Raw genomic sequence first — 22,254 nt, 5'->3', positions numbered from 1 at the left:
GATCACCGTTGCAGAGAGATTGGGCGCACTCGGCAATTTGGCTGAATGCAACGAACCCTCGTATGAAGTGATCAGCGAGGGAAGAAAGGAAATCCGTGACTGATACGGACCTCTTCACGGTGGGCGAAAGCACCGACGGCGACCAGCTGTCGAAAGCCGTGACCACAGACACTCCCGACGTAAAAAGCGCGTCGAAGGGCTCCCTGTCCACCCTGGTGCTGCCCGAATTGCGCGCCCTGGCCAGCCAAGCCGGCGTCAAAGGGACATCGGGGATGCGCAAGAACGAGCTCATCGCCGCGATCAAGGAAATCAGGGGACAGGCCAACGGCACTTCGGTAAGTGACCGTCCAGCCACTCCGAACGCCGGGGACGACACCAAGACCGAGGCGGCCGGCGCCGAAACGTCTACCGCGCAAGGGAAACAGGACGATTCGGCCACCGAGGCGCCGCGGCGGGAGCGGCGCGGCGCGTCCCGCGAGGCGGGGTCGGCCGGCCGCGGTGGCGACGAGGCGGAGTCCTCGGACGCCCGCCACGGCGGCGACGGGCGCGGCCGCAACGGGACTCCGCGTGGCGAGGGCGACGATCGCCCGGCCAGGCGCCAGGACAACAAATCCGACGACCGCGGTTCGGACAACGACCAGGGCGGCGACCAACAGAATTCGGGCGGCCAGCAGAACCGCGGCGGCTCCAACCAGCAGGACGACGAAGGCGATGGACGGCAGGGCCGGCGGGGACGCCGGTTCCGTGACCGCAGGCGCCGCGGCGAACGCTCCGGTGACGGCGGTGGTGGCGGCGACACCGAACTGCGGGAAGACGACGTCGTCCAGCCGGTAGCCGGCATTCTTGACGTCCTCGACAATTACGCGTTCGTCCGCACCTCCGGCTACCTGGCCGGGCCGCACGACGTCTACGTGTCCATGAACATGGTGCGCAAGAACGGCCTGCGCCGCGGTGACGCGGTGACCGGCGCCGTTCGGGTACCGCGCGAGGGCGAGCAGCCCAACCAGCGGCAGAAGTTCAACCCGCTGGTGCGCCTGGACACCATCAACGGTGGATCGATCGAAGACGCCAAGAAGCGTCCCGACTTCAGCAAGCTGACGCCGTTGTACCCCAACCAGCGGTTGCGCCTGGAGACCACCCCCGACCGGCTGACCACCCGGGTCATCGACCTGATCATGCCGATCGGTAAGGGCCAGCGTGCGCTGATCGTGTCGCCGCCCAAGGCGGGTAAGACAACGATCTTGCAGGACATCGCCAACGCGATCACCAAGAACAACCCGGAATGCCACCTCATGGTCGTGCTCGTCGACGAGCGGCCGGAGGAGGTCACCGACATGACGCGTTCGGTGAAGGGCGAGGTCATCGCCTCGACGTTCGACCGGCCGCCCACGGACCACACGGCGGTCGCCGAGCTGGCCATCGAGCGTGCCAAGCGCCTGGTCGAGCAGGGCAAAGACGTCGTGGTGCTGCTCGACTCGATCACCCGCCTGGGCCGCGCCTACAACAACGCGTCGCCCGCTTCGGGCCGCATCCTGTCCGGTGGTGTCGACTCGACCGCGCTCTATCCGCCGAAGCGTTTCCTCGGCGCTGCTCGCAACATCGAGGAAGGCGGGTCGCTGACCATCATCGCCACGGCGATGGTCGAGACGGGGTCCACCGGTGACACGGTCATCTTCGAGGAGTTCAAGGGAACCGGTAACGCCGAGCTCAAGCTGGACCGCAAGATCTCGGAGCGCCGGGTTTTCCCGGCCGTCGACGTCAACCCCTCGGGCACCCGCAAGGACGAGCTGCTGCTCTCGCCCGACGAATTCGGCATCGTGCACAAGCTGCGCCGCGTCCTGTCGGGTCTGGACTCTCATCAGGCCATCGACCTGCTGATGTCGCAGCTGCGCAAGACAAAGACCAACTACGAATTCCTGGTCCAGGTCTCGAAGACGACACCGGGGTCGATGGACAACGACTAGCGGCGCACGCTGCGGCGCAGTTGCTTCGTGCACGCCGGGAGCAGGCCCTGCACACCGGCCTGACCGGCGGACACGGGGAGCCCTCGCGCGGTCGGGAATGTGCGGGCGCATCTCGGTGTTTGGGCAGTAGGTGGTTGACCTGGCATAATCGAACCCCGACTGCCCGGAACCGTTTCAGGTTCTGAGTTCACGCCCGACCGCCGGAGTTCACGGCGCGCCAGGGCGGCACACGATCGAAGAGGACACCATGAAGACTGACATTCACCCCGCCTACGGGGAGACCACGGTGCACTGCGGGTGCGGGAACACCTTCCAGACCCGCAGCACCAAGCCCGGCGGCAACATCGTCGTCGAGGTCTGCTCGCAGTGCCACCCCTTCTACACCGGCAAGCAGAAGATTCTCGACAGTGGTGGCCGGGTGGCGCGGTTCGAGAAGCGCTACGGCAAGCGCAAGGGCGCTGCCGCGGAGAACGCTGACAAATAGCTGGATCGCCGACGCCCGAACTGTGCGCGAACTTGCACAGGCCGGGCGTCGGTTCGCGTTTGCGGTAATGGCCACAGCGGCGGCAGGAGGTGTGAGATGACGCAGCCCGTTCAAACGATCGATGTGCTGCTCGCCGAACACGCTGCACTCGAGCACCGGCTGGCCGATCCCGAATTGCACAGCAACCCCGACGAGGCCCGCAAGGCCGGCCGCCGATTCGCCCGGTTGGCACCCATCGTCGCGACCCACCGCAAGCTGGAGGCGGCCCGGGGCGACCTCGAGACGGCGCGTGAACTGGCCGCCGACGACGCGTCGTTCGCCGACGAGGTCACCGAACTGGAATCGCGGGTGGCCGAGTTGGACACCCAGCTCACCGACATGCTGGCCCCGCGCGACCCGCACGACGCCGACGACATCGTCCTCGAGGTGAAATCCGGTGAGGGCGGCGAGGAATCGGCGTTGTTCGCCGCGGATCTGGCCAGGATGTACATCCGCTACGCCGAGCGGCATGGCTGGACGGTGACGGTGCTCGACGAAACCACCTCGGACCTGGGCGGCTACAAGGACGCGACGCTGGCCATCGCCAGCAAGGGCGACTCGGCCGACGGAGTGTGGTCGCGGATGAAGTTCGAGGGCGGTGTGCACCGGGTGCAACGCGTTCCGGTGACGGAATCTCAAGGGCGCGTGCATACTTCGGCCGCGGGCGTGCTGGTCTACCCGGAACCCGAGGAAGTCGGCGAAGTGCAGATCGACGAGTCGGATCTGCGTATCGACGTCTACCGCTCGTCCGGGAAGGGCGGGCAGGGCGTCAACACGACGGACTCGGCGGTGCGGATCACCCACCTGCCCACCGGCATCGTCGTCACCTGCCAGAACGAACGATCGCAGCTGCAGAACAAGATTCGGGCGATGCAGGTCCTGGCGGCCCGCCTGCAGGCGCTCGCCGAAGAGCAGGCGTCGGCCGACGCGTCGGCGGATCGCGCGAGCCAGATCCGCACCGTGGACCGCAGCGAGCGGATCCGCACCTACAACTTCCCGGAGAACCGGATCACCGATCACCGAATCGGTTTCAAGGCGCACAATCTCGACCAGGTCCTGGACGGGGATCTGGACGCGATGTTCGATGCCCTCAGCGCCGCCGACAAGCAGTCCCGGCTGCAACAGGCATGATCGCGTCGGCGACGATGCAGAGCGAAGCGATGCCGAGCAGCGGCGCCAAGTCCCCGCTGCGGCGCGCGATCGACTCGGCCGCGGCGCAACTCGCCGAAGCGGGAATCGATTCGGCGCGTCACGATGCCGAGCAGCTGGCGGCGCATCTGGCGGGCACCGAGCGCGGCCGGCTGGCCCTGATCGAATCGCTCGACGACGACTTCTTCCGGCGCTATGTCGTCGTCGTCGCCGCCCGCTCGCGGCGGGTGCCGCTGCAGCACCTCACCGGGACCGCGGCCTTCGGCCCCGTCGACCTGCACGTCGGACCCGGGGTATTCACCCCCCGCCCGGAGACCGAGGCGCTGCTGGCCTGGGCCACCGCACAGCAACTCGGGGGCCGGCCCGTCATTGTCGACGTGTGCACCGGATCCGGCGCGTTGGCCGTCGCCTTGGCCAAGCACTGGCCCGGCGCGCGCATCATCGGCATCGACGATTCCGATGCCGCCCTGGATTACGCGCGCCGCAACATCGCGGGCAGTCCGGTCGAATTGGTGCGCGCCGACGCCACCGACCCCGGCCTGCTCGCCGAGCTGCACGGGCAGGTGGACCTGGTGGTGTCGAACCCGCCCTACGTTCCCGACGGCATGCTGGTGGAACCCGAAGTGGCCCAACATGATCCAGCGCACGCGGTGTTCGGCGGCCCCGACGGGATGGCGGTTATCCCCGCGGTGGTGAGCCTTGCCGGGCGCTGGCTGCGGCCCGGCGGCCTATTGGCGGTCGAGCACGACGACACTACCGCGGCACGCACCTTCGAACTGATCTGCAGCACAGGACTTTTCGGCGACATCCAGGCCAGGCGGGACCTGGTGGGCCGGCCGCGATTCGTGACGGCCCGCCGGGGGCAGCGGCCCCTCGTGGGAGAGAGCGGCGCCGGTGACTGAAATCTTCGACTGCGACGACCCGGACCGGCGATCGCTGGGAATCGCCTCGGCCGTGGGAGCACTCAAGGGCGGCCGCCTGGTCGTGATGCCGACCGACACGGTGTACGGGATCGCCGCCGACGCGTTCGACAGCACCGCGGTGGCGGCGCTGCTCGCGGCGAAGGGGCGCGGGCGCGACATGCCCGTCGGCGTGCTGGTCGGCTCCTGGCACACGATCGAGGGCCTGGTATACACCATGCCCGACGGGGCGCGGGAACTGATCCGCGCCTTTTGGCCGGGCGCGCTGAGCCTCGTCGTGGCCCAGGCGCCCTCGCTGCAGTGGGACCTCGGCAACGCCCGCGGCACCGTCATGCTCCGGATGCCGCTGCACCCGGTCGCGATCGAATTGCTGCGCGAGGTGGGGCCGATGGCGGTATCGAGTGCCAACGTCTCCGGTCAACCGCCCGCCGTCGACGCCGACGAAGCGCGCGGCCAGTTGGGCGATCTCGTCGACGTCTATCTCGACGCTGGGCCCGCCCTGCAGGGCGCCGCCTCGACGATCGTCGACCTGACCGGAGTCGCGCCGCGCGTCTTGCGGGCCGGTCCGGTAAGTGTGGAGCGGATCGCGGAAGTGCTCGGGGTGGAGCCCGCAACGTTGATCGCCTGACCCGCGAACCCGTGGCGGGCACGAGCATTGAAGTCTCAGGAAGGGGGCGTACGGTCTCGTGGTGTCCAGCGACCCGGCCAGCCTGATGGGCAACCTGATGGGTGGTCTGCACGCCCTGGCCGATCGCGGCGCCGGCGTCCCCCTGCGTGAGCTCGCGCTCGTCGGACTGACCGCGGCGATCATCACCTACTTCGCGACCGGACCGGTGCGTGTGCTGGCCACCCGGCTGGGGGCGGTCGCCTACCCGCGGGAACGCGACGTGCACGTGACGCCGACCCCGCGGATGGGCGGGCTGGCGATGTTCGTCGGTGTGATCTCCGCCGTTTTCCTGGCGTCCCAGCTGCCCGCGCTCACCCGCGGCTTCGTCTACTCGACCGGCATGCCCGCGGTGCTGGTGGCGGGCGCGGTGATCATGGGTATCGGCCTCATCGACGACCGTTGGGGCTTGGACGCGTTGACGAAATTCGCGGGCCAGATCACGGCGGCGAGCGTCCTGGTCACCATGGGCGTTGCCTGGAGCGTGCTCTACATCCCGTTCGGGGGAGTCGGCACCATCGTCTTGGACCAGGCCTCCTCGATCCTGCTCACGCTGGCGCTGACCGTCTCGGTCGTCAACGCGATGAACTTCGTCGACGGACTCGACGGGTTGGCGGCCGGCCTCGGTCTCATCACCGCCCTGGCGATCTGCATGTTCTCGGTCGGCCTGCTCCGCGACCACGGCGGCGATGTGCTGTTCTATCCGCCCGCGGTGATCTCGGTGGTGCTGGCGGGGGCCTGCCTGGGCTTCCTGCCGCACAATTTCCACAAAGCCAAGATCTTCATGGGCGATTCCGGCTCGATGCTGATCGGCCTGATGCTCGCCGCCGCCTCCACGACGGCGGCGGGCCCGATCTCGCAGAATGCCTACGGCGCCCGCGACGTCTTCGCCTTGCTCTCGCCGTTTCTCCTGGTGGCCGCAGTGATCTTCGTGCCGATGCTCGACCTGCTCCTGGCGATCGTGCGCCGTACCCGCGCGGGCCGCAGCGCGTTCAGCCCCGACAAGATGCACCTGCACCACCGGTTGCTGCAGATCGGTCATTCCCATCGCCGGGTGGTGTTGCTCATCTATCTGTGGGTGGGCATCGTCGCGTTCGGCGCCGCGAGCACGATCTTTTTCAAACCGCGCGACACCGGCGCGGTGATGCTGGGCGCGATCGTGGTTGCTGGCATCGCGACGGCGGTCCCGCTGCTGCGTCGCCGCGACTACGAGGACGAGGACTACGACGGGCAGTAGTAGCGGCATCGAATCTGTGATACGGTGCAGGTAGAACCCCGAAAACAACCTCGCGGGTGGCCGGCCAATTCGGCTCGTCGGATGGAGAAATCGACGTGCCGAATCACGACCGACAAGGGGAGCGACCCCTTGCACGGACCCACTGTGACGTGCGATACGCTCGGCGAGCCACCGATCGGTCGGTCGGAAGGTTTCCGCTTGAGATACCCGGAGTGAGGTGCTGCAGTGACGACACCAGCGCAGGACGCGCCGTTGGTGTTTCCCTCTGTTGCTTTCAATCCCGTCCGGCTGTTGCTGACAAGTGCCGCGATCACTGCCGTGGCGGTGGCTGTCGCCGGATTCAGCGGTCACCTGATGGTCGGGGTTTTCTTCGGCGTCGGATTGCTGCTCGGTTTGCTCAACGCCCTGCTGGTCCGCCGGTCGGTAGCCTCGATCACCGCCAAAGAGCACCCGATGAAAAGCACGATGGCGCTGAACTCGGCGACCCGGCTGGCGATCATCACCGTGATCGGGTTGATCATCGCTTATATCTTCCGGCCCGCCGGACTCGGCGTCGTGTTCGGCTTGGCCCTGTTCCAGGTGGTGTTGGTGCTGTCCACCGCGCTGCCGGTGTGGAAGAAGCTGCGCAGCGGCGACTGGGCCGAGGCCGAAGTGCAAGGAACGGAAAGAGGGAACACCAGCGATGACTGAGACGACGTTGCTGGCCGAATCCGCAATCGAGGTCGGCGAGCACACCCACGCCACCTGGCTCGGGATGACGGTCAACACCGACACGATCCTGTCGACTGCGATCGCGGCGGTCATCGTCCTCGCGCTGGCCTTCTTCCTGCGTGCGAAGATCACCTCAACCGGCGTTCCCAGCGGCGTTCAGCTGTTCTGGGAAGCGATCACCGTCCAGATGCGCGATCAGATCGAGGCCGCAGTCGGCATGCGGATCGCGCCGTTCGTCTTGCCGCTGGCGGTCACCATCTTCGTGTTCATCCTCATCTCCAACTGGCTGTCGGTGCTGCCGCTGCAGTACACCGACAAATCCGGGCGCACCACCGAGTTGCTCAGCTCGGCCGCGGCGGACATCAATTACGTACTCGCCCTAGCCCTGTTCGTCTTCGTCTGCTACCACATAGCCGGCATCTGGCGGCGCGGCATCGTCGGCCACCCGCTGGCGGTGCTCAAGGGCCACGTCGCGTTCCTGGCCCCGATCAACCTCGTCGAGGAGCTCGCCAAGCCAATCTCGTTGTCGCTCCGACTTTTCGGCAACATCTTCGCCGGCGGCATCCTGGTCGCCCTGATTGCGCTCTTTCCGCCCTACATCATGTGGGCGCCCAATGCGATCTGGAAAGCATTCGACTTGTTCGTCGGTGCGATCCAGGCCTTCATCTTCTCGATCCTGACCATCTTGTACTTCAGTCAAGCCATGGAGATCGAGGACCACCATGACTAAGACGACCATGAATTGTTTTGTCCCACGCACCATTACAGAGACCTGGTAGACCCCTACCAGATATCAAGGAGGATAAGAATGGCCCTGGACCCCCAAGTCGCTGCCGCTGCACTCATCGGCGGTGGAATCATCATGGGCGGCGGTGCGATCGGTGCCGGTATCGGTGACGGTATTGCCGGTAACGCGCTGGTCGCAGGCATCGCCCGGCAGCCCGAAGCGCAAGGCAGGTTGTTCACGCCATTCTTCATCACCGTCGGTCTGGTTGAGGCGGCGTACTTCATCAACCTGGCCTTCATGGCGCTGTTCGTCTTCGCCACCCCCGTCGGCTAGTTCGCTGTGATGGGTGACGCGAGCCGCAGCGTTCTGGCGTCCAGCCAGTTGGCAGCAGAGGGGGGCAATAACTTCCTTGTCCCCAACGGCACGTTCTTCTTCGTGCTGGCGATCTTTCTGATCGTGCTGACCGTCATCGGTACGTTCGTCGTGCCGCCGGTCATGAAGGTGCTGCGCGAACGCGACGCGATGGTCGCGAAGACGGCTACCGACACGAAGAAGGCGAACGAGCAGTTCGAAGCCGCCCAAGCGGATTACGAGAAATCCATGCGGGAAGCGCGCGTCCGGGCGTCGTCGTTGCGCGACGACGCCCGCGCCGAGGGCCGCAAGGTCGTCGAGGAGGCGCGCGCCCGAGCCGAGCAGCAGGTGATGTCGACGGTGCAGACGGCATCCGAGCAATTGAAGCGGGAACGCGATGCCGTGGAGTTGGATCTGCGTGCCAACGTGGCCACCATGTCCGCGACGCTCGCCAGCCGCATCCTCGGCGTCGAAGTCACAACCTCTGCCGCGACAAGGTAATTATCAATGTCGACGTTTATCGGGCAGCTGATCGGGTTCGCCGCCATCGTGTTCCTGGTGGTGCGCTATGTCGTTCCGCCGGTGCGCAATTTGATGACCGCGCGGCAGAACGCGGTGCGCCAGCAGCTGGAGGATTCGGCCAAGGCCGCCGACCGGCTCCGGGAATCGACCACCGCCCACAGCAAGGCTGTCGAGGCAGCGAAGTCAGAGGCAGAGCAGGTCGTCGAAGAGGCCAAGTCCGACGCCGAGCGCATCACCGAGCAGTTGCGCGCCCAAGCCGATGTCGAGGCGGAACGCATCACGGACCAGGGCGGCCGTCAGGTGGAGTTGCTCCGGGCCCAGCTGACCCGTCAGCTCCGTCTCGAGCTCGGCCACGAATCTGTGCGTCAGGCAGAGGAATTGGTGCGTAACTACGTCGCCGACGCCGATCAGCAGTCGTCCACCGTGGATCGGTTCCTGGACGAACTCGACGCCATGGCGCCGGCGTCGGCCGAGGTTTCCTACCCGCTGATGACCAAGATGCGCTCGTCGAGTCGCGAGGCGCTGCGCAGCCTGTCCGATCGGTTCACCACCATCGCCAAAAACCTTGACAGCAAGGGGCTTTCGACGCTGTCCAGCGAGTTGGTGGCGGTGGGGCAATTGCTGGACCAGGAGCTCGTCGTCACCCGGTACCTCACCGTGCCCGCCGAGGACGCGGGGCCGCGAGTTCGGCTGATCGAGGGGCTGGTGTCCGACAAGGTCGGCGACCCCACACTCGAGGTGCTGCGCGCTGCCGTCTCGGAGCGGTGGTCGGCGAACTCCGATCTGGTCGACGCGATCGAGCACGTGTCGCGCCAGGCGCTTCTGGAGTCCGCCGAACGGGACGGCAAGATCGACGAGGTCGAAGACCAGCTGTTCCGCTTCTCCCGGGTTCTCGACGCCCAGCCGCGGCTCGGGATTCTGTTGGGCGACTACGCCACTCCCGCCGACAAGCGGGTGGAGTTGCTGCGCAAGGTGCTCGACGCCAGCAGCGGCAAGGTCAATCCGATCGTGCTCGCGTTGCTGTCGCAGACCGTGGAGCTGCTGCGGGGTCAGCAGGCCGAGGAGGCCGTGCAGTTCCTGGCGGAAGTTGCGGTGGCCCGTCGCGGCGAGGTCGTCGCCGCCGTCACCGCGGCGGCCGAGCTCAGCGACGCCCAGCGCACGCGCCTCACCGAGGTGCTCAGCCGTATCTACGGGCATCCGGTCTCGGTGCAACTCGAGATCGACGCCGAGCTGTTGGGCGGGCTTCTCATCGCAGTCGCCGACGAGGTGATCGACGGATCGCTCTCATCGCGGCTGGCCGCGGCCGAGGCCGAGCTGCCCGACTAACCCGAACCAGCCACCCCAACCCCGCGAACGCCGGAAATCAAGTAGGAAGACGAAAAGCCATGGCCGAGTTGACAATCTCCGCTGATGACATCCAGAGCGCGATCGAAGAGTACGTAGGTTCCTTCACCTCCGACACCTCCCGCGAAGAGGTCGGTACCGTCGTCGACGCCGGAGACGGCATCGCCCACGTCGAAGGTCTGCCGTCGGTCATGACCCAGGAGCTGCTCGAGTTCGCCGGCGGCGTGCTCGGCGTGGCCCTCAACCTCGACGAGCACAGCGTCGGCGCGGTGATCCTGGGTGACTTCGAGAAGATTGAGCAAGGCCAGCAGGTCAAGCGCACCGGCGAGGTGCTGTCGGTGCCCGTCGGCGACGCCTTCCTCGGTCGCGTGGTCAACCCGCTGGGTCACCCCATCGACGGCCAGGGCGACATCGAGACCGACACCCGGCGCGCGTTGGAGATCCAGGCTCCGTCGGTGGTGCAGCGCCAAAGCGTGAGCGAGCCGCTGCAGACCGGTATCAAGGCCATCGACGCCATGACCCCGATTGGGCGCGGCCAGCGTCAGCTGATCATCGGCGACCGCAAGACCGGCAAGACCGCCGTCTGCGTCGACACGATCCTCAACCAGCGCAAGAACTGGGAGACCGGCGATCCCAAGAAGCAAGTGCGCTGCGTCTACGTGGCCATCGGGCAGAAGGGCACCACGATCGCTTCCGTGCGCCGCGCGCTGGACGAGGGCGGTGCGATGGAGTACACGACCATTGTCGCCGCGCCGGCATCTGACTCTGCCGGATTCAAATGGCTTGCGCCCTACACCGGTTCGGCGATCGCTCAGCACTGGATGTACGACGGCAAACACGTGCTGATCGTCTTCGACGACCTGAGCAAGCAGGCCGAGGCGTACCGCGCGATCTCGCTGCTGCTGCGTCGCCCGCCGGGCCGCGAGGCATACCCGGGTGACGTCTTCTACCTGCACTCGCGCCTGTTGGAGCGTTGCGCCAAGCTATCCGATGAACTCGGCGGCGGCTCCCTGACCGGTCTGCCGATCATTGAGACCAAGGCCAACGACATCTCGGCCTACATCCCCACCAACGTCATCTCGATCACCGACGGCCAGTGCTTCCTGGAGTCGGACCTGTTCAACCAGGGTGTGCGACCGGCCATCAACGTCGGTGTTTCGGTGTCCCGAGTCGGCGGTGCCGCGCAGATCAAGGCAATGAAAGAGGTGGCAGGAAGTCTCCGTCTCGACCTGTCGCAGTTCCGCGAGCTGGAAGCGTTCGCCGCATTCGCCTCGGACCTGGACGCCACCTCCAAAGCGCAGCTGGACCGCGGTGCGCGGCTGGTCGAACTGCTCAAGCAGCCGCAGTACCAGCCCCTGCCCGTCGAGGAGCAGGTGGTCTCGATCTTCCTGGGCACCGGCGGTCACCTGGACTCGGTGCCCGTCGAGGACGTCCGGCGATTCGAAACCGAGCTGCTGGATCACGTGCGGGCGTCCGAAGAGCAGATCTTGACCGGAATCCGGGACAGCGGAAAGCTTTCCGACGAGGCGGCCGAAGAGCTCGAGAAGATCATCAACAACTTCAAGAAGGGCTTCGCCGCCACGGGCGGCGGGTCGGTGGTTCCCGACGAGCGCGTCGAGGCGCTGGACGAAGAGGATCTGGCCAAGGAGTCGGTGAAGGTCAACAAGCCGGCGCCGGAAGAGAAGAAGAAGTAGCGCATGGCTGCCACACTTCGCGAGTTGCGCGGACGGATCCGTTCCGCCGGCGCGATCAAGAAGATCACCAAGGCGCAGGAGCTGATCGCGACGTCGCGTATCGGCAAGGCGCAGACCCGGCTGCAGGCGGCCCGTCCGTACTCCGAAGACATCATCCGGATGCTGACCACGCTGTCCACCGAGGCTGCGCTGGATCATCCGCTGCTCGTCGAGCGGGCCGATCCGAAGCGGGCCGCCGTGTTGGTGGTGTCCTCCGACCGTGGCCTGTGCGGCGCCTACAACTCGGGTGCGTTCCGGCGCGCCGAGGAGCTGTTCGCGCTGCTGCGACAAGAAGGCAAGCAGCCGGTGCTGTACACGATCGGCCGGAAAGCGCTGAACTACTACAGCTTCCGCAACTGGGACATCACCGAGTCGTGGACGGGCTTCTCCGAGCAGCCGAGCTACGAGAATGCCGCCGAGGTCGCCTCCACCCTGGTGGAAGCGTTCATTCCCGGCAGCGACGGCGGCGCCGAGGGAGCCGAGGGTGTTGACGAATTGCACATCGTCTACACCGAATTCAAGTCGATGCTGTCGCAGTCGACGGCGGCCCACCGGATGGCGCCCATGGTCGTCGAATATTCCGAGGAGCCCGAACCGCTGCACACCCTGTACTCGTTCGAGCCGGATGCAACGACACTTTTCGACGCGCTGCTCCCGCGGTACGTGACCACCCGCGTGTTCGCCGCACTGCTGGAGTCCGCGGCCTCCGAGCTGGCGTCGCGGCAGCGCGCGATGAAGTCGGCCACCGACAACGCCGACGATCTCATCAAGGCCCTGACGCTGATGGCGAACCGCGAGCGGCAGGCCCAGATCACCCAGGAGATTAGCGAAATCGTCGGTGGCGCAAACGCGCTCGCTGACGCCCGCGCCAGGTAGCCCCACGAGGAAGAAGAGACATGACTGCTACTGCCGAAAAGAAGGCGACCAAGAACGACACCAGCGGCCGCGTGGTACGTATCACCGGCCCGGTCGTCGATATCGAGTTCCCGCGCGGCTCCGTCCCGGAGCTGTTCAACGCGCTGCACGCCGAGATCACGTTCGAGGAACTCAAGAAGACGCTGACGCTGGAGGTCGCGCAGCACTTGGGTGACAACCTGGTCCGCACGATCTCGCTGCAACCCACCGACGGCTTGGTGCGTGGCGTCGAGGTCATCGACACCGGCGCCTCGATCTCGGTGCCGGTCGGTCAGGAAGTCAAGGGTCACGTCTTCGACGCGCTGGGGCGCTGCATGGACGAACCGGGATACGGAGAAGACTTCGAGCACTGGTCGATTCACCGCAAGCCGCCGGCTTTCGAGGACCTGGAACCGCGCACCGAGATGCTCGAGACCGGTCTCAAGGTCGTCGACCTGCTGACCCCGTATGTGCGCGGCGGCAAGATCGCCCTGTTCGGCGGTGCCGGCGTGGGTAAGACGGTGCTCATCCAGGAGATGATCAATCGTATTGCCCGAAACTTCGGTGGTACTTCGGTTTTCGCAGGGGTGGGGGAGCGCACCCGCGAGGGCAACGACCTGTGGGTCGAGCTCAAGGAAGCCAACGTGCTCAAGGACACCGCGCTGGTGTTCGGTCAGATGGACGAGCCGCCCGGCACCCGTATGCGGGTGGCGCTGTCCGCGCTGACCATGGCGGAGTGGTTCCGCGACGAGGCCGGTCAGGACGTGCTGCTGTTCATCGACAACATCTTCCGGTTCACCCAGGCGGGTTCGGAGGTGTCGACGCTGCTTGGCCGCATGCCGTCGGCGGTGGGTTACCAGCCCACGCTGGCCGACGAGATGGGCGAGCTGCAGGAGCGCATCACCTCGACGCGTGGCCGCTCGATCACCTCGATGCAGGCGGTCTACGTGCCCGCCGACGACTACACCGACCCGGCGCCGGCAACGACGTTCGCGCACCTGGACGCCACCACCGAGCTGTCGCGTTCGGTGTTCTCCAAGGGCATCTTCCCCGCGGTCGATCCGCTGGCCTCCAGCTCGACCATCCTCGACCCGAGCGTCGTCGGTGACGAGCACTACCGGGTGGCGCAGGAAGTCATCCGAATCTTGCAGCGCTACAAGGACCTTCAGGACATCATCGCAATTCTCGGTATCGATGAGCTGTCGGAAGAAGACAAGCAGCTCGTGCAGCGTGCCCGGCGCATCGAGCGATTCTTGTCGCAGAACATGATGGCGGCCGAGCAGTTCACCGGTCAGCCGGGTTCGACCGTGCCGCTGAAGGAGACCATCGAGTCGTTCGACCGCCTGACCAAGGGCGAGTTCGACCACGTGCCCGAGCAGGCCTTCTTCCTGATCGGTGGGCTCGACGACCTGGCCAAGAAGGCCGAGAGCCTTGGCGCCAAGCTCTAACGCCCGCGTCGAGCCGAAAGGTGGTGTGAAATGGCCGAATTGAACGTCGAGATCGTCGCTGTCGACCGCAAGATCTGGTCGGGTGAAGCAACGTTCTTGTTCACTCGCACCACCGTCGGCGAGATCGGCATCCTGCCACGGCACATCCCGCTGGTGGCTCAGTTGGTCGACGACGCCATGGTGCGCGTCGAGCGGGAAGGTCAGGACGATCTGCGGATTGCGGTGGACGGCGGGTTCTTGTCGGTGACCGAGGAGAGCGTGACCGTGTTGGCTGAGTCCGCGGAATTCGAGTCCGAGATCGACGAGAGCGCCGCCAAGGCGGACTCTGAATCCGACGATCCCCGCACTGCCGCCAGGGGACGTGCGAGATTGCGCGCCGTCGGCGCGATTGACTAACTGCCGATGAGCGCGCCCATGGTCGGCATGGTCGTGCTCGTGGTCGTATTGGGTGCGGCGGTTCTCGCCCTGAGCTACCGGCTGTGGAAGCTCCGGCAGGGCGGAACGGCCGGGATCATGCGGGATATCCCCGCGGTCGGCGGTCATGGCTGGCGGCACGGGGTGATTCGCTACCGCGGTGGTGAGGCCGCGTTTTACCGCCTGTCGAGCCTGCGCCTGTGGCCGGATCGTCGGCTGGGCCGGCGCGGCGTGGAAATTGTCGCCCGGCGCGCGCCACGCGGCGACGAGTTCGACATCATGACCGACGAGATCGTCGTGCTGGAACTGCGCGACACGACACAGGACCGCGGGTCGGGCTACGAGTTGGCACTCGACCAGGGCGCGCTGACCGCATTCTTGTCCTGGCTGGAGTCGCGCCCCTCACCACGCGCGCGTAAGCGCAGCGTCTGACCGCGAAACCCTTCGGGACTACGGCTTTTGTCCGCCCGGCTGCCAGAGCACATCCCCGTCGGGATTGGCCACCCGCGACAGGATGAACAGCAGATCCGAAAGCCGGTTCAGGTATTTCGCCGGCAGCACGCTGACCCCGTCATGGTGGGCGTCGACGGCGGCCCACGCCGATCGCTCGGCGCGGCGCACGACCGTACGCGCCACGTGTAACAGCGCCGACAGCGGCGAGCCGCCCGGCAGCACAAAGGAGTTCAGCGCCGGCAAGGCCTCGTTGAAGCTGTCGCACCAGGCTTCGAGCCGGTCGATGTAGGCCTGGGGGACCCTTAGCGGCGGATGTTTGGGATCGGCGACCACCGGCGTTGACAGATCCGCACCGGCGTCGAACAGGTCGTGCTGGATTTGCCGCAGCACAGCGGCGATCTTCGCCTCGGGTTGCCCCAGCGCGATCGCGGCCCCGATCGCCGAGTTGGCCTCGTCGCAATCGGCGTAGGCCACCAGCCGGGCGTCGTTTTTCGAGACCCGTGAGAAATCGCTCAACCCCGTCGTTCCGTCATCGCCGGTCCGCGTATATATGCGGGTCAGGTGTATCGCCATGAGAAAACCGTACTCGGCAGAGCGCCGATGCTGACTGACAAGCCGAAACCGCTTCACTAGACTGACGCGGGTGGCAGAGCGATTCGTGGTGACCGGGGGCAACCGGTTGTCGGGCGACGTCGCTGTAGGGGGCGCCAAGAACAGCGTGCTCAAGCTTATGGCTGCCACTTTGCTGGCCGAAGGCACCAGCACGATCACCAACTGTCCCGACATCCTCGACGTGCCCCTGATGGCCGAAGTGCTGCGCGGCCTGGGCGCCACCGTCGAGTTGGACGGTGACGTGGCCCGCATCACCTCGCCGGACGAACCGAAATACGACGCGGACTTCGCGGCGGTACGCCAGTTCCGCGCCTCGGTCTGTGTGCTGGGCCCGTTGGTCGGCCGGTGTAAACGCGCCAAGGTCGCCCTGCCCGGGGGCGATGCCATCGGATCACGCCCGCTGGACATGCATCAGGCCGGTCTGCGGCAGCTGGGCGCGCAGTGCAATATCGAGCACGGTTGTGTCGTGGCGCAGGCAGACACCCTGCGGGGCGCGGAGATTCAGCTCGAGTTTCCCTCCGTCGGGGCCACCGAGAACATTCTGATGGCCGCAGTCGTGGCCGAGGGCGTCACCACGATCCACAACGCCGCGCGCGAACCGGACGTCGTTGATTTGTGCACGATGCTGAACCAGATGGGTGCCCAGGTCGAAGGCGCGGGTTCACCGACGATGACGGTCACCGGCGTTCCGCGGCTGTATCCCACCGAGCACCGCGTGATCGGGGACCGCATCGTCGCCGCCACCTGGGGTATCGCGGCCGCCATCACTCGCGGTGACATCTCGATTACCGGCGTCGATCCGGCTCACTTGCAGGTGGTGTTGCACAAGCTGCACGACGCGGGGGCCACGGTCACCCAGACCGACAACAGCTTTCGGATAACTCAGTACGAGCGGCCGAAGGCCGTCAACGTCGCGACCTTGCCCTTTCCCGGATTCCCGACCGACCTGCAGCCGATGGCGATCGCGTTGGCATCGATAGCCGACGGCACGTCGATGATCACGGAAAACGTGTTCGAGGCGCGCTTTCGCTTCGTCGAGGAAATGATCAGGCTAGGCGCCGACGCCCGCACCGACGGGCACCACGCCGTGGTCCGCGGACTCCCGCAGTTGTCAAGCGCTCCGGTGTGGTGTTCGGACATCCGGGCGGGCGCCGGCCTGGTACTCGCCGGGCTGGTCGCCGACGGCGACACCGAGGTCCACGACGTCTTCCACATCGATCGCGGCTACCCGTTGTTCGTGGAAAACCTGGCGATTTTGGGAGCGGAGATCGAGCGGGTACAGTAGCCAAAGTCAGTGCCCCACAGGCGCGGTCGCCCTCCAAGGAGACCGAGACCGGGGCCTTGACTCCCTCGCCGGACTGGTACTAACCTGGCACGGCAACTCCCGCAGCGATCGCCAAGATCGCCAAAAATTGGGGGTTGACTCCTCTGCCGGATTCGTATTAAGCTGGCAGGGTTGCCCCGAAGCGGGCGAAACAAGCAAGAGTGTTGTTTGAGAACTCAATAGTGTGTTTGGTGTTTTTGTTTGTTGTTGTTTTTTTGACCATACTTTTAACACTCCCCGTGTGTGAGTATGGTCGTTTTTTGATGCCAGTAACATTGGCGTCTTTTTGTTAGGTCAGATTTTCTCTGATTGTGAATTCACCTCGTCTAACGAGGGGTTTTTGTTTGGAGAGTTTGATCCTGGCTCAGGACGAACGCTGGCGGCGTGCTTAACACATGCAAGTCGAACGGAAAGGCCCCTTCGGGGGTACTCGAGTGGCGAACGGGTGAGTAACACGTGGGTAATCTGCCCTGCACTTCGGGATAAGCCTGGGAAACTGGGTCTAATACCGGATAGGACCACTTAGCGCATGCTTTGTGGTGGAAAGCTTTTGCGGTGTGGGATGGGCCCGCGGCCTATCAGCTTGTTGGTGGGGTGACGGCCTACCAAGGCGACGACGGGTAGCCGGCCTGAGAGGGTGTCCGGCCACACTGGGACTGAGATACGGCCCAGACTCCTACGGGAGGCAGCAGTGGGGAATATTGCACAATGGGCGCAAGCCTGATGCAGCGACGCCGCGTGGGGGATGACGGCCTTCGGGTTGTAAACCTCTTTCAGCAGGGACGAAGCGCAAGTGACGGTACCTGCAGAAGAAGCACCGGCCAACTACGTGCCAGCAGCCGCGGTAATACGTAGGGTGCGAGCGTTGTCCGGAATTACTGGGCGTAAAGAGCTCGTAGGTGGTTTGTCGCGTTGTTCGTGAAAACCGGGGGCTTAACCCTCGGCGTGCGGGCGATACGGGCAGACTGGAGTACTGCAGGGGAGACTGGAATTCCTGGTGTAGCGGTGGAATGCGCAGATATCAGGAGGAACACCGGTGGCGAAGGCGGGTCTCTGGGCAGTAACTGACGCTGAGGAGCGAAAGCGTGGGGAGCGAACAGGATTAGATACCCTGGTAGTCCACGCCGTAAACGGTGGGTACTAGGTGTGGGTTTCCTTCCTTGGAATCCGTGCCGTAGCTAACGCATTAAGTACCCCGCCTGGGGAGTACGGCCGCAAGGCTAAAACTCAAAGGAATTGACGGGGGCCCGCACAAGCGGCGGAGCATGTGGATTAATTCGATGCAACGCGAAGAACCTTACCTGGGTTTGACATGCACAGGACGCCGGCAGAGATGTCGGTTCCCTTGTGGCCTGTGTGCAGGTGGTGCATGGCTGTCGTCAGCTCGTGTCGTGAGATGTTGGGTTAAGTCCCGCAACGAGCGCAACCCTTGTCTCATGTTGCCAGCGCGTAATGGCGGGGACTCGTGAGAGACTGCCGGGGTCAACTCGGAGGAAGGTGGGGATGACGTCAAGTCATCATGCCCCTTATGTCCAGGGCTTCACACATGCTACAATGGCCGGTACAAAGGGCTGCGATGCCGCAAGGTTAAGCGAATCCTTTTAAAGCCGGTCTCAGTTCGGATCGGGGTCTGCAACTCGACCCCGTGAAGTCGGAGTCGCTAGTAATCGCAGATCAGCAACGCTGCGGTGAATACGTTCCCGGGCCTTGTACACACCGCCCGTCACGTCATGAAAGTCGGTAACACCCGAAGCCAGTGGCCTAACCTTTTGGAGGGAGCTGTCGAAGGTGGGATCGGCGATTGGGACGAAGTCGTAACAAGGTAGCCGTACCGGAAGGTGCGGCTGGATCACCTCCTTTCTAAGGAGCACCACGAGAAACATCCCAATTGGTGGGGTGTGAGCCGTGAGGGGTTCTCGTCTGTAGTGGACGAGGGCCGGGTGCACAACAGCAGGCAAATCGCCAGACACACTATTGGGCCCTGAGGCAACACTCAGTTCTTCCGAGTGCTGTCCCTCCATCTTGGTGGTGGGGTGTGGTGTTTGAGTATTGGATAGTGGTTGCGAGCATCTAATGAATGCGTTGCCCGCGCGGTGACGTATTCGTTTGTGTAATTTTTTTAATTCTTGTGTTAGTAAGTGTTTAAGGGCACATGGTGGATGCCTTGGCATCGAGAGCCGATGAAGGACGTGGGAGGCTGCGATATGCCTCGGGGAGCTGTCAACCGAGCGTTGATCCGAGGATTTCCGAATGGGGAAACCCAGCACGAGTGATGTCGTGTTACCCGCACCTGAATATATAGGGTGCGGGAGGTAACGCGGGGAAGTGAAACATCTCAGTACCCGTAGGAGAAGAAAACAATTGTGATTCCGTTAGTAGTGGCGAGCGAAAGCGGAACAGGCTAAACCGCGCGCATGTATAACCGGGTAGGGGTTGTGTGTGCGGTGTTGTGGGATTGATATGTCTCAGCTCTACCTGGCTGGGAGGCAGTCATAAAGTGTCGTAGTTAGCGGAAGTGGCCTGGGACGGCCTGCCATAGACGGTGAGAGCCCGGTACGCGAAAACCCGGCACCTGCCTAGTATCAACTCCCGAGTAGCAGCGGGCCCGTGAAATCTGCTGTGAATCCGCCGAGACCACTCGGTAAGCCTAAATACTTCTCGATGACCGATAGCGGATTAGTACCGTGAGGGAATGGTGAAAAGTACCCCGGGAGGGGAGTGAAATAGTACCTGAAACCGTGTGCCTACAATCCGTCAGAGCCTCCTTGTGGGGTGATGGCGTGCCTTTTGAAGAATGAGCCTGCGAGTCAGGGACATGTCGCAAGGTTAACCCGTGTGGGGTAGCCGCAGCGAAAGCGAGTCTGAATAGGGCGCTTGAGTGGCATGTTCTGGACCCGAAGCGGAGTGATCTACCCATGGCCAGGGTGAAGCGCGGGTAAGACCGCGTGGAGGCCCGAACCCACTTAGGTTGAAGACTGAGGGGATGAGCTGTGGGTAGGGGTGAAAGGCCAATCAAACTCCGTGATAGCTGGTTCTCCCCGAAATGCATTTAGGTGCAGCGTTACGTGTTTCACCACGGAGGTAGAGCTACTGGATGGCCGATGGGCCCTACTAGGTTACTGACGTCAGCCAAACTCCGAATGCCGTGGTGTATAGCGTGGCAGTGAGACGGCGGGGGATAAGCTCCGTACGTCGAAAGGGAAACAGCCCAGATCGCCGACTAAGGCCCCTAAGCGTGTGCTAAGTGGAAAAGGATGTGCAGTCGCAGAGACAACCAGGAGGTTGGCTTAGAAGCAGCCACCCTTGAAAGAGTGCGTAATAGCTCACTGGTCAAGTGATTGTGCGCCGATAATGTAGCGGGGCTCAAGCACACCGCCGAAGTCGCGGCAACCGCAAGGTTGGGTAGGGGAGCGTCCCTCACGCAGCGAAGCTGTCGGGTAACCGGTGGTGGAGTGTGGGGGAGTGAGAATGCAGGCATGAGTAGCGATTAGGCAAGTGAGAACCTTGCCCGCCGAAAGACCAAGGGTTCCTGGGCCAGGCCAGTCCGCCCAGGGTGAGTCGGGACCTAAGGCGAGGCCGACAGGCGTAGTCGATGGACAACGGGTTGATATTCCCGTACCCGTGTATGAGCGCCCGTGATGAATCAATTCTGCTAACTACCCAAATGGTGGTCTATCAATCCCTTCGGGGTGCGAGGACCGCCGGCTGCGTGGGACCCGGGTTGGTAGTAGTCAAGCAATGGGGTGACGCAGGAAGGTAGCCGTACCAGTCAGTGGTAATACTGGGGCAAGCCTGTAGGGAGAGCGATAGGCAAATCCGTCGTTCATGTTCCTGAGAGGTGATGCATAGCCGTTTGAGGCGAATTCGGTGATCCTCTGCTGCCAAGAAAAGCCTCTAGCGAGTTCACACACGGCCCGTACCCCAAACCAACACAGGTGGTCAGGTAGAGAATACCAAGGCGTACGAGATAACTATGGTTAAGGAACTCGGCAAAATACCCCCGTAACTTCGGGAGAAGGGGGGCCGGTACGCCGTGAACAGCCTTGCGCTGGGAGCGGAAACCGGTCGCAGAAACCAGTGAGAAGCGACTGTTTACTAAAAACACAGGTCCGTGCGAAGTCGCAAGACGATGTATACGGACTGACGCCTGCCCGGTGCTGGAAGGTTAAGAGGACCCGTTAACTCGTAAGGGTGAAGCGGAGAATTTAAGCCCCAGTAAACGGCGGTGGTAACTATAACCATCCTAAGGTAGCGAAATTCCTTGTCGGGTAAGTTCCGACCTGCACGAATGGCGTAACGACTTCTCAACTGTCTCAACCATAGACTCGGCGAAATTGCACTACGAGTAAAGATGCTCGTTACGCGCGGCAGGACGAAAAGACCCCGGGACCTTCACTATAGCTTGGTATTGTTGTTCGGTACGGTTTGTGTAGGATAGGTGGGAGACTGTGAAACTCCAACGCCAGTTGGAGCGGAGTCGTTGTTGAAATACCACTCTGATCGTATTGGACACCTAACGTCGAACCGTATATCCGGTTCACGGACAGTGCCTGGTGGGTAGTTTAACTGGGGCGGTTGCCTCCTAAAATGTAACGGAGGCGCCCAAAGGTTCCCTCAACCTGGACGGCAATCAGGTGTTGAGTGTAAATGCACAAGGGAGCTTGACTGCGAGACTTACAAGTCAAGCAGGGACGAAAGTCGGGATTAGTGATCCGGCACCCCCGAGTGGAAGGGGTGTCGCTCAACGGATAAAAGGTACCCCGGGGATAACAGGCTGATCTTCCCCAAGAGTCCATATCGACGGGATGGTTTGGCACCTCGATGTCGGCTCGTCGCATCCTGGGGCTGGAGCAGGTCCCAAGGGTTGGGCTGTTCGCCCATTAAAGCGGCACGCGAGCTGGGTTTAGAACGTCGTGAGACAGTTCGGTCTCTATCCGCCGCGCGCGTCAGAAACTTGAGGAAACCTGTCCCTAGTACGAGAGGACCGGGACGGACGAACCTCTGGTATACCAGTTGTCCCACCAGGGGCACGGCTGGATAGCCACGTTCGGACAGGATAACCGCTGAAAGCATCTAAGCGGGAAACCTTCTCCAAGATCAGGTTTCTCACCCTTTTAGAGGGATAAGGCCCCCCGCAGACCACGGGATTGATAGGCCAGACCTGGAAGCCCAGTAATGGGTGTAGGGAACTGGCACTAACCGGCCGAAAACTTACCAACACAACTCGCAACCACTGATGTTCAAGAGCTACGATGTAGCTCCTT

At 63.8% G+C, this 22,254-nt stretch carries 18 protein-coding genes and 2 rRNA genes; 19 read left to right on the top strand and 1 reads right to left on the bottom strand.

What is annotated here, in order from left to right:
• The first annotated feature begins 95 nt into the window (after window positions 1-95).
• The 16 genes from rho to MSG_RS18235 all read left to right on the top strand — a co-directional run bounded on the left by rho (window position 96) and on the right by MSG_RS18235 (window position 15,033).
• Window positions 96-1,964 (top strand): transcription termination factor Rho, encoded by a 1,869-nt coding sequence (rho, locus tag MSG_RS18310; RefSeq protein ID WP_096441796.1) that lies wholly within the window; start codon window positions 96-98, stop codon window positions 1,962-1,964.
• A gap of 247 nt (window positions 1,965-2,211) precedes the next feature.
• Window positions 2,212-2,448: a 50S ribosomal protein L31 gene (gene rpmE, locus MSG_RS18305; protein WP_096441794.1), complete on the top strand. Its 237-nt coding sequence runs from the start codon at window positions 2,212-2,214 to the stop codon at window positions 2,446-2,448.
• A gap of 96 nt (window positions 2,449-2,544) precedes the next feature.
• Window positions 2,545-3,618, top strand: a complete 1,074-nt coding sequence (gene prfA, locus MSG_RS18300; protein ID WP_096441792.1) for a peptide chain release factor 1 — start codon at window positions 2,545-2,547, stop codon at window positions 3,616-3,618.
• Window positions 3,619-3,647: 29 nt separating this feature from the next.
• Window positions 3,648-4,538 carry a peptide chain release factor N(5)-glutamine methyltransferase gene (gene prmC / locus MSG_RS18295; RefSeq protein WP_348636476.1) on the top strand — a complete coding sequence of 297 codons (891 nt, stop codon included), beginning with the start codon at window positions 3,648-3,650 and terminating at the stop codon, window positions 4,536-4,538.
• Entirely contained in the window at window positions 4,531-5,184 is a 654-nt protein-coding gene (locus MSG_RS18290; protein WP_096441788.1) for an L-threonylcarbamoyladenylate synthase, read from the top strand. The genes prmC and MSG_RS18290 overlap by 8 nt, the downstream gene beginning before the upstream one ends.
• Window positions 5,185-5,269: 85 nt before the next feature.
• The gene (locus tag MSG_RS18285) at window positions 5,270-6,457 is read left to right on the top strand and encodes a glycosyltransferase family 4 protein (protein WP_096444644.1); all 1,188 of its coding nucleotides are present in this window, start codon (window positions 5,270-5,272) and stop codon (window positions 6,455-6,457) included.
• 225 nt (window positions 6,458-6,682) lie between these two features.
• Window positions 6,683-7,147, top strand: a complete 465-nt coding sequence (locus MSG_RS18280; RefSeq protein WP_096441786.1) for an ATP synthase subunit I — start codon at window positions 6,683-6,685, stop codon at window positions 7,145-7,147.
• Complete coding sequence (atpB, locus tag MSG_RS18275; RefSeq protein ID WP_096441784.1) at window positions 7,140-7,898, top strand: F0F1 ATP synthase subunit A; 759 nt, start codon at window positions 7,140-7,142, stop codon at window positions 7,896-7,898. The genes MSG_RS18280 and atpB overlap by 8 nt, the downstream gene beginning before the upstream one ends.
• Before the next feature lie 84 nt (window positions 7,899-7,982).
• Window positions 7,983-8,228, top strand: a complete 246-nt coding sequence (locus tag MSG_RS18270; RefSeq protein ID WP_090609504.1) for a F0F1 ATP synthase subunit C — start codon at window positions 7,983-7,985, stop codon at window positions 8,226-8,228.
• A gap of 9 nt (window positions 8,229-8,237) precedes the next feature.
• Window positions 8,238-8,747: a F0F1 ATP synthase subunit B gene (locus MSG_RS18265; protein ID WP_096441782.1), complete on the top strand. Its 510-nt coding sequence runs from the start codon at window positions 8,238-8,240 to the stop codon at window positions 8,745-8,747.
• A gap of 6 nt (window positions 8,748-8,753) precedes the next feature.
• Entirely contained in the window at window positions 8,754-10,094 is a 1,341-nt protein-coding gene (locus tag MSG_RS18260; protein ID WP_096441780.1) for a F0F1 ATP synthase subunit B/delta, read from the top strand.
• 59 nt (window positions 10,095-10,153) lie between these two features.
• A complete protein-coding gene (gene atpA / locus MSG_RS18255; protein ID WP_096441779.1) occupies window positions 10,154-11,806 on the top strand; it encodes a F0F1 ATP synthase subunit alpha in 1,653 nt (550 codons plus the stop codon).
• 3 nt (window positions 11,807-11,809) lie between these two features.
• Window positions 11,810-12,721, top strand: coding sequence for a F0F1 ATP synthase subunit gamma (locus MSG_RS18250; RefSeq protein ID WP_096441777.1), 912 nt, complete (start codon window positions 11,810-11,812; stop codon window positions 12,719-12,721).
• Window positions 12,722-12,741: 20 nt separating this feature from the next.
• Window positions 12,742-14,187 (top strand): F0F1 ATP synthase subunit beta, encoded by a 1,446-nt coding sequence (atpD, locus tag MSG_RS18245; RefSeq protein WP_096441775.1) that lies wholly within the window; start codon window positions 12,742-12,744, stop codon window positions 14,185-14,187.
• A 30-nt stretch (window positions 14,188-14,217) separates the two neighbouring features.
• A complete protein-coding gene (locus MSG_RS18240) occupies window positions 14,218-14,583 on the top strand; it encodes a F0F1 ATP synthase subunit epsilon (protein WP_096441773.1) in 366 nt (121 codons plus the stop codon).
• Window positions 14,584-14,589: 6 nt separating this feature from the next.
• A complete protein-coding gene (locus MSG_RS18235; RefSeq protein ID WP_096441771.1) occupies window positions 14,590-15,033 on the top strand; it encodes a DUF2550 domain-containing protein in 444 nt (147 codons plus the stop codon).
• An 18-nt stretch (window positions 15,034-15,051) separates the two neighbouring features.
• Here MSG_RS18235 and MSG_RS18230 read toward each other — a convergent pair whose 3' ends face one another.
• Window positions 15,052-15,627 carry a cob(I)yrinic acid a,c-diamide adenosyltransferase gene (locus MSG_RS18230; RefSeq protein WP_096441769.1) on the bottom strand — a complete coding sequence of 192 codons (576 nt, stop codon included), beginning with the start codon at window positions 15,625-15,627 and terminating at the stop codon, window positions 15,052-15,054.
• Window positions 15,628-15,697: 70 nt separating this feature from the next.
• Between MSG_RS18230 and murA the strand changes: the two genes are divergently transcribed.
• From murA to MSG_RS18215, 3 genes are all read left to right on the top strand, one after another.
• Window positions 15,698-16,951, top strand: a complete 1,254-nt coding sequence (murA, locus tag MSG_RS18225) for a UDP-N-acetylglucosamine 1-carboxyvinyltransferase (protein ID WP_096441767.1) — start codon at window positions 15,698-15,700, stop codon at window positions 16,949-16,951.
• Window positions 16,952-17,331: 380 nt separating this feature from the next.
• Window positions 17,332-18,850, top strand: a 16S ribosomal RNA gene (locus MSG_RS18220).
• A 272-nt stretch (window positions 18,851-19,122) separates the two neighbouring features.
• Window positions 19,123-22,209: ribosomal RNA gene (locus MSG_RS18215) — 23S ribosomal RNA — on the top strand.
• Together the 16S and 23S rRNA genes form the textbook arrangement of a ribosomal RNA operon.
• Window positions 22,210-22,254 lie beyond the last annotated feature (45 nt).

Origin of the sequence: Mycobacterium shigaense (assembly GCF_002356315.1) — a bacterium.
Lineage (GTDB): Bacteria > Actinomycetota > Actinomycetes > Mycobacteriales > Mycobacteriaceae > Mycobacterium > Mycobacterium shigaense.
This window is presented reverse-complemented; position numbering and strand designations above follow the sequence as displayed.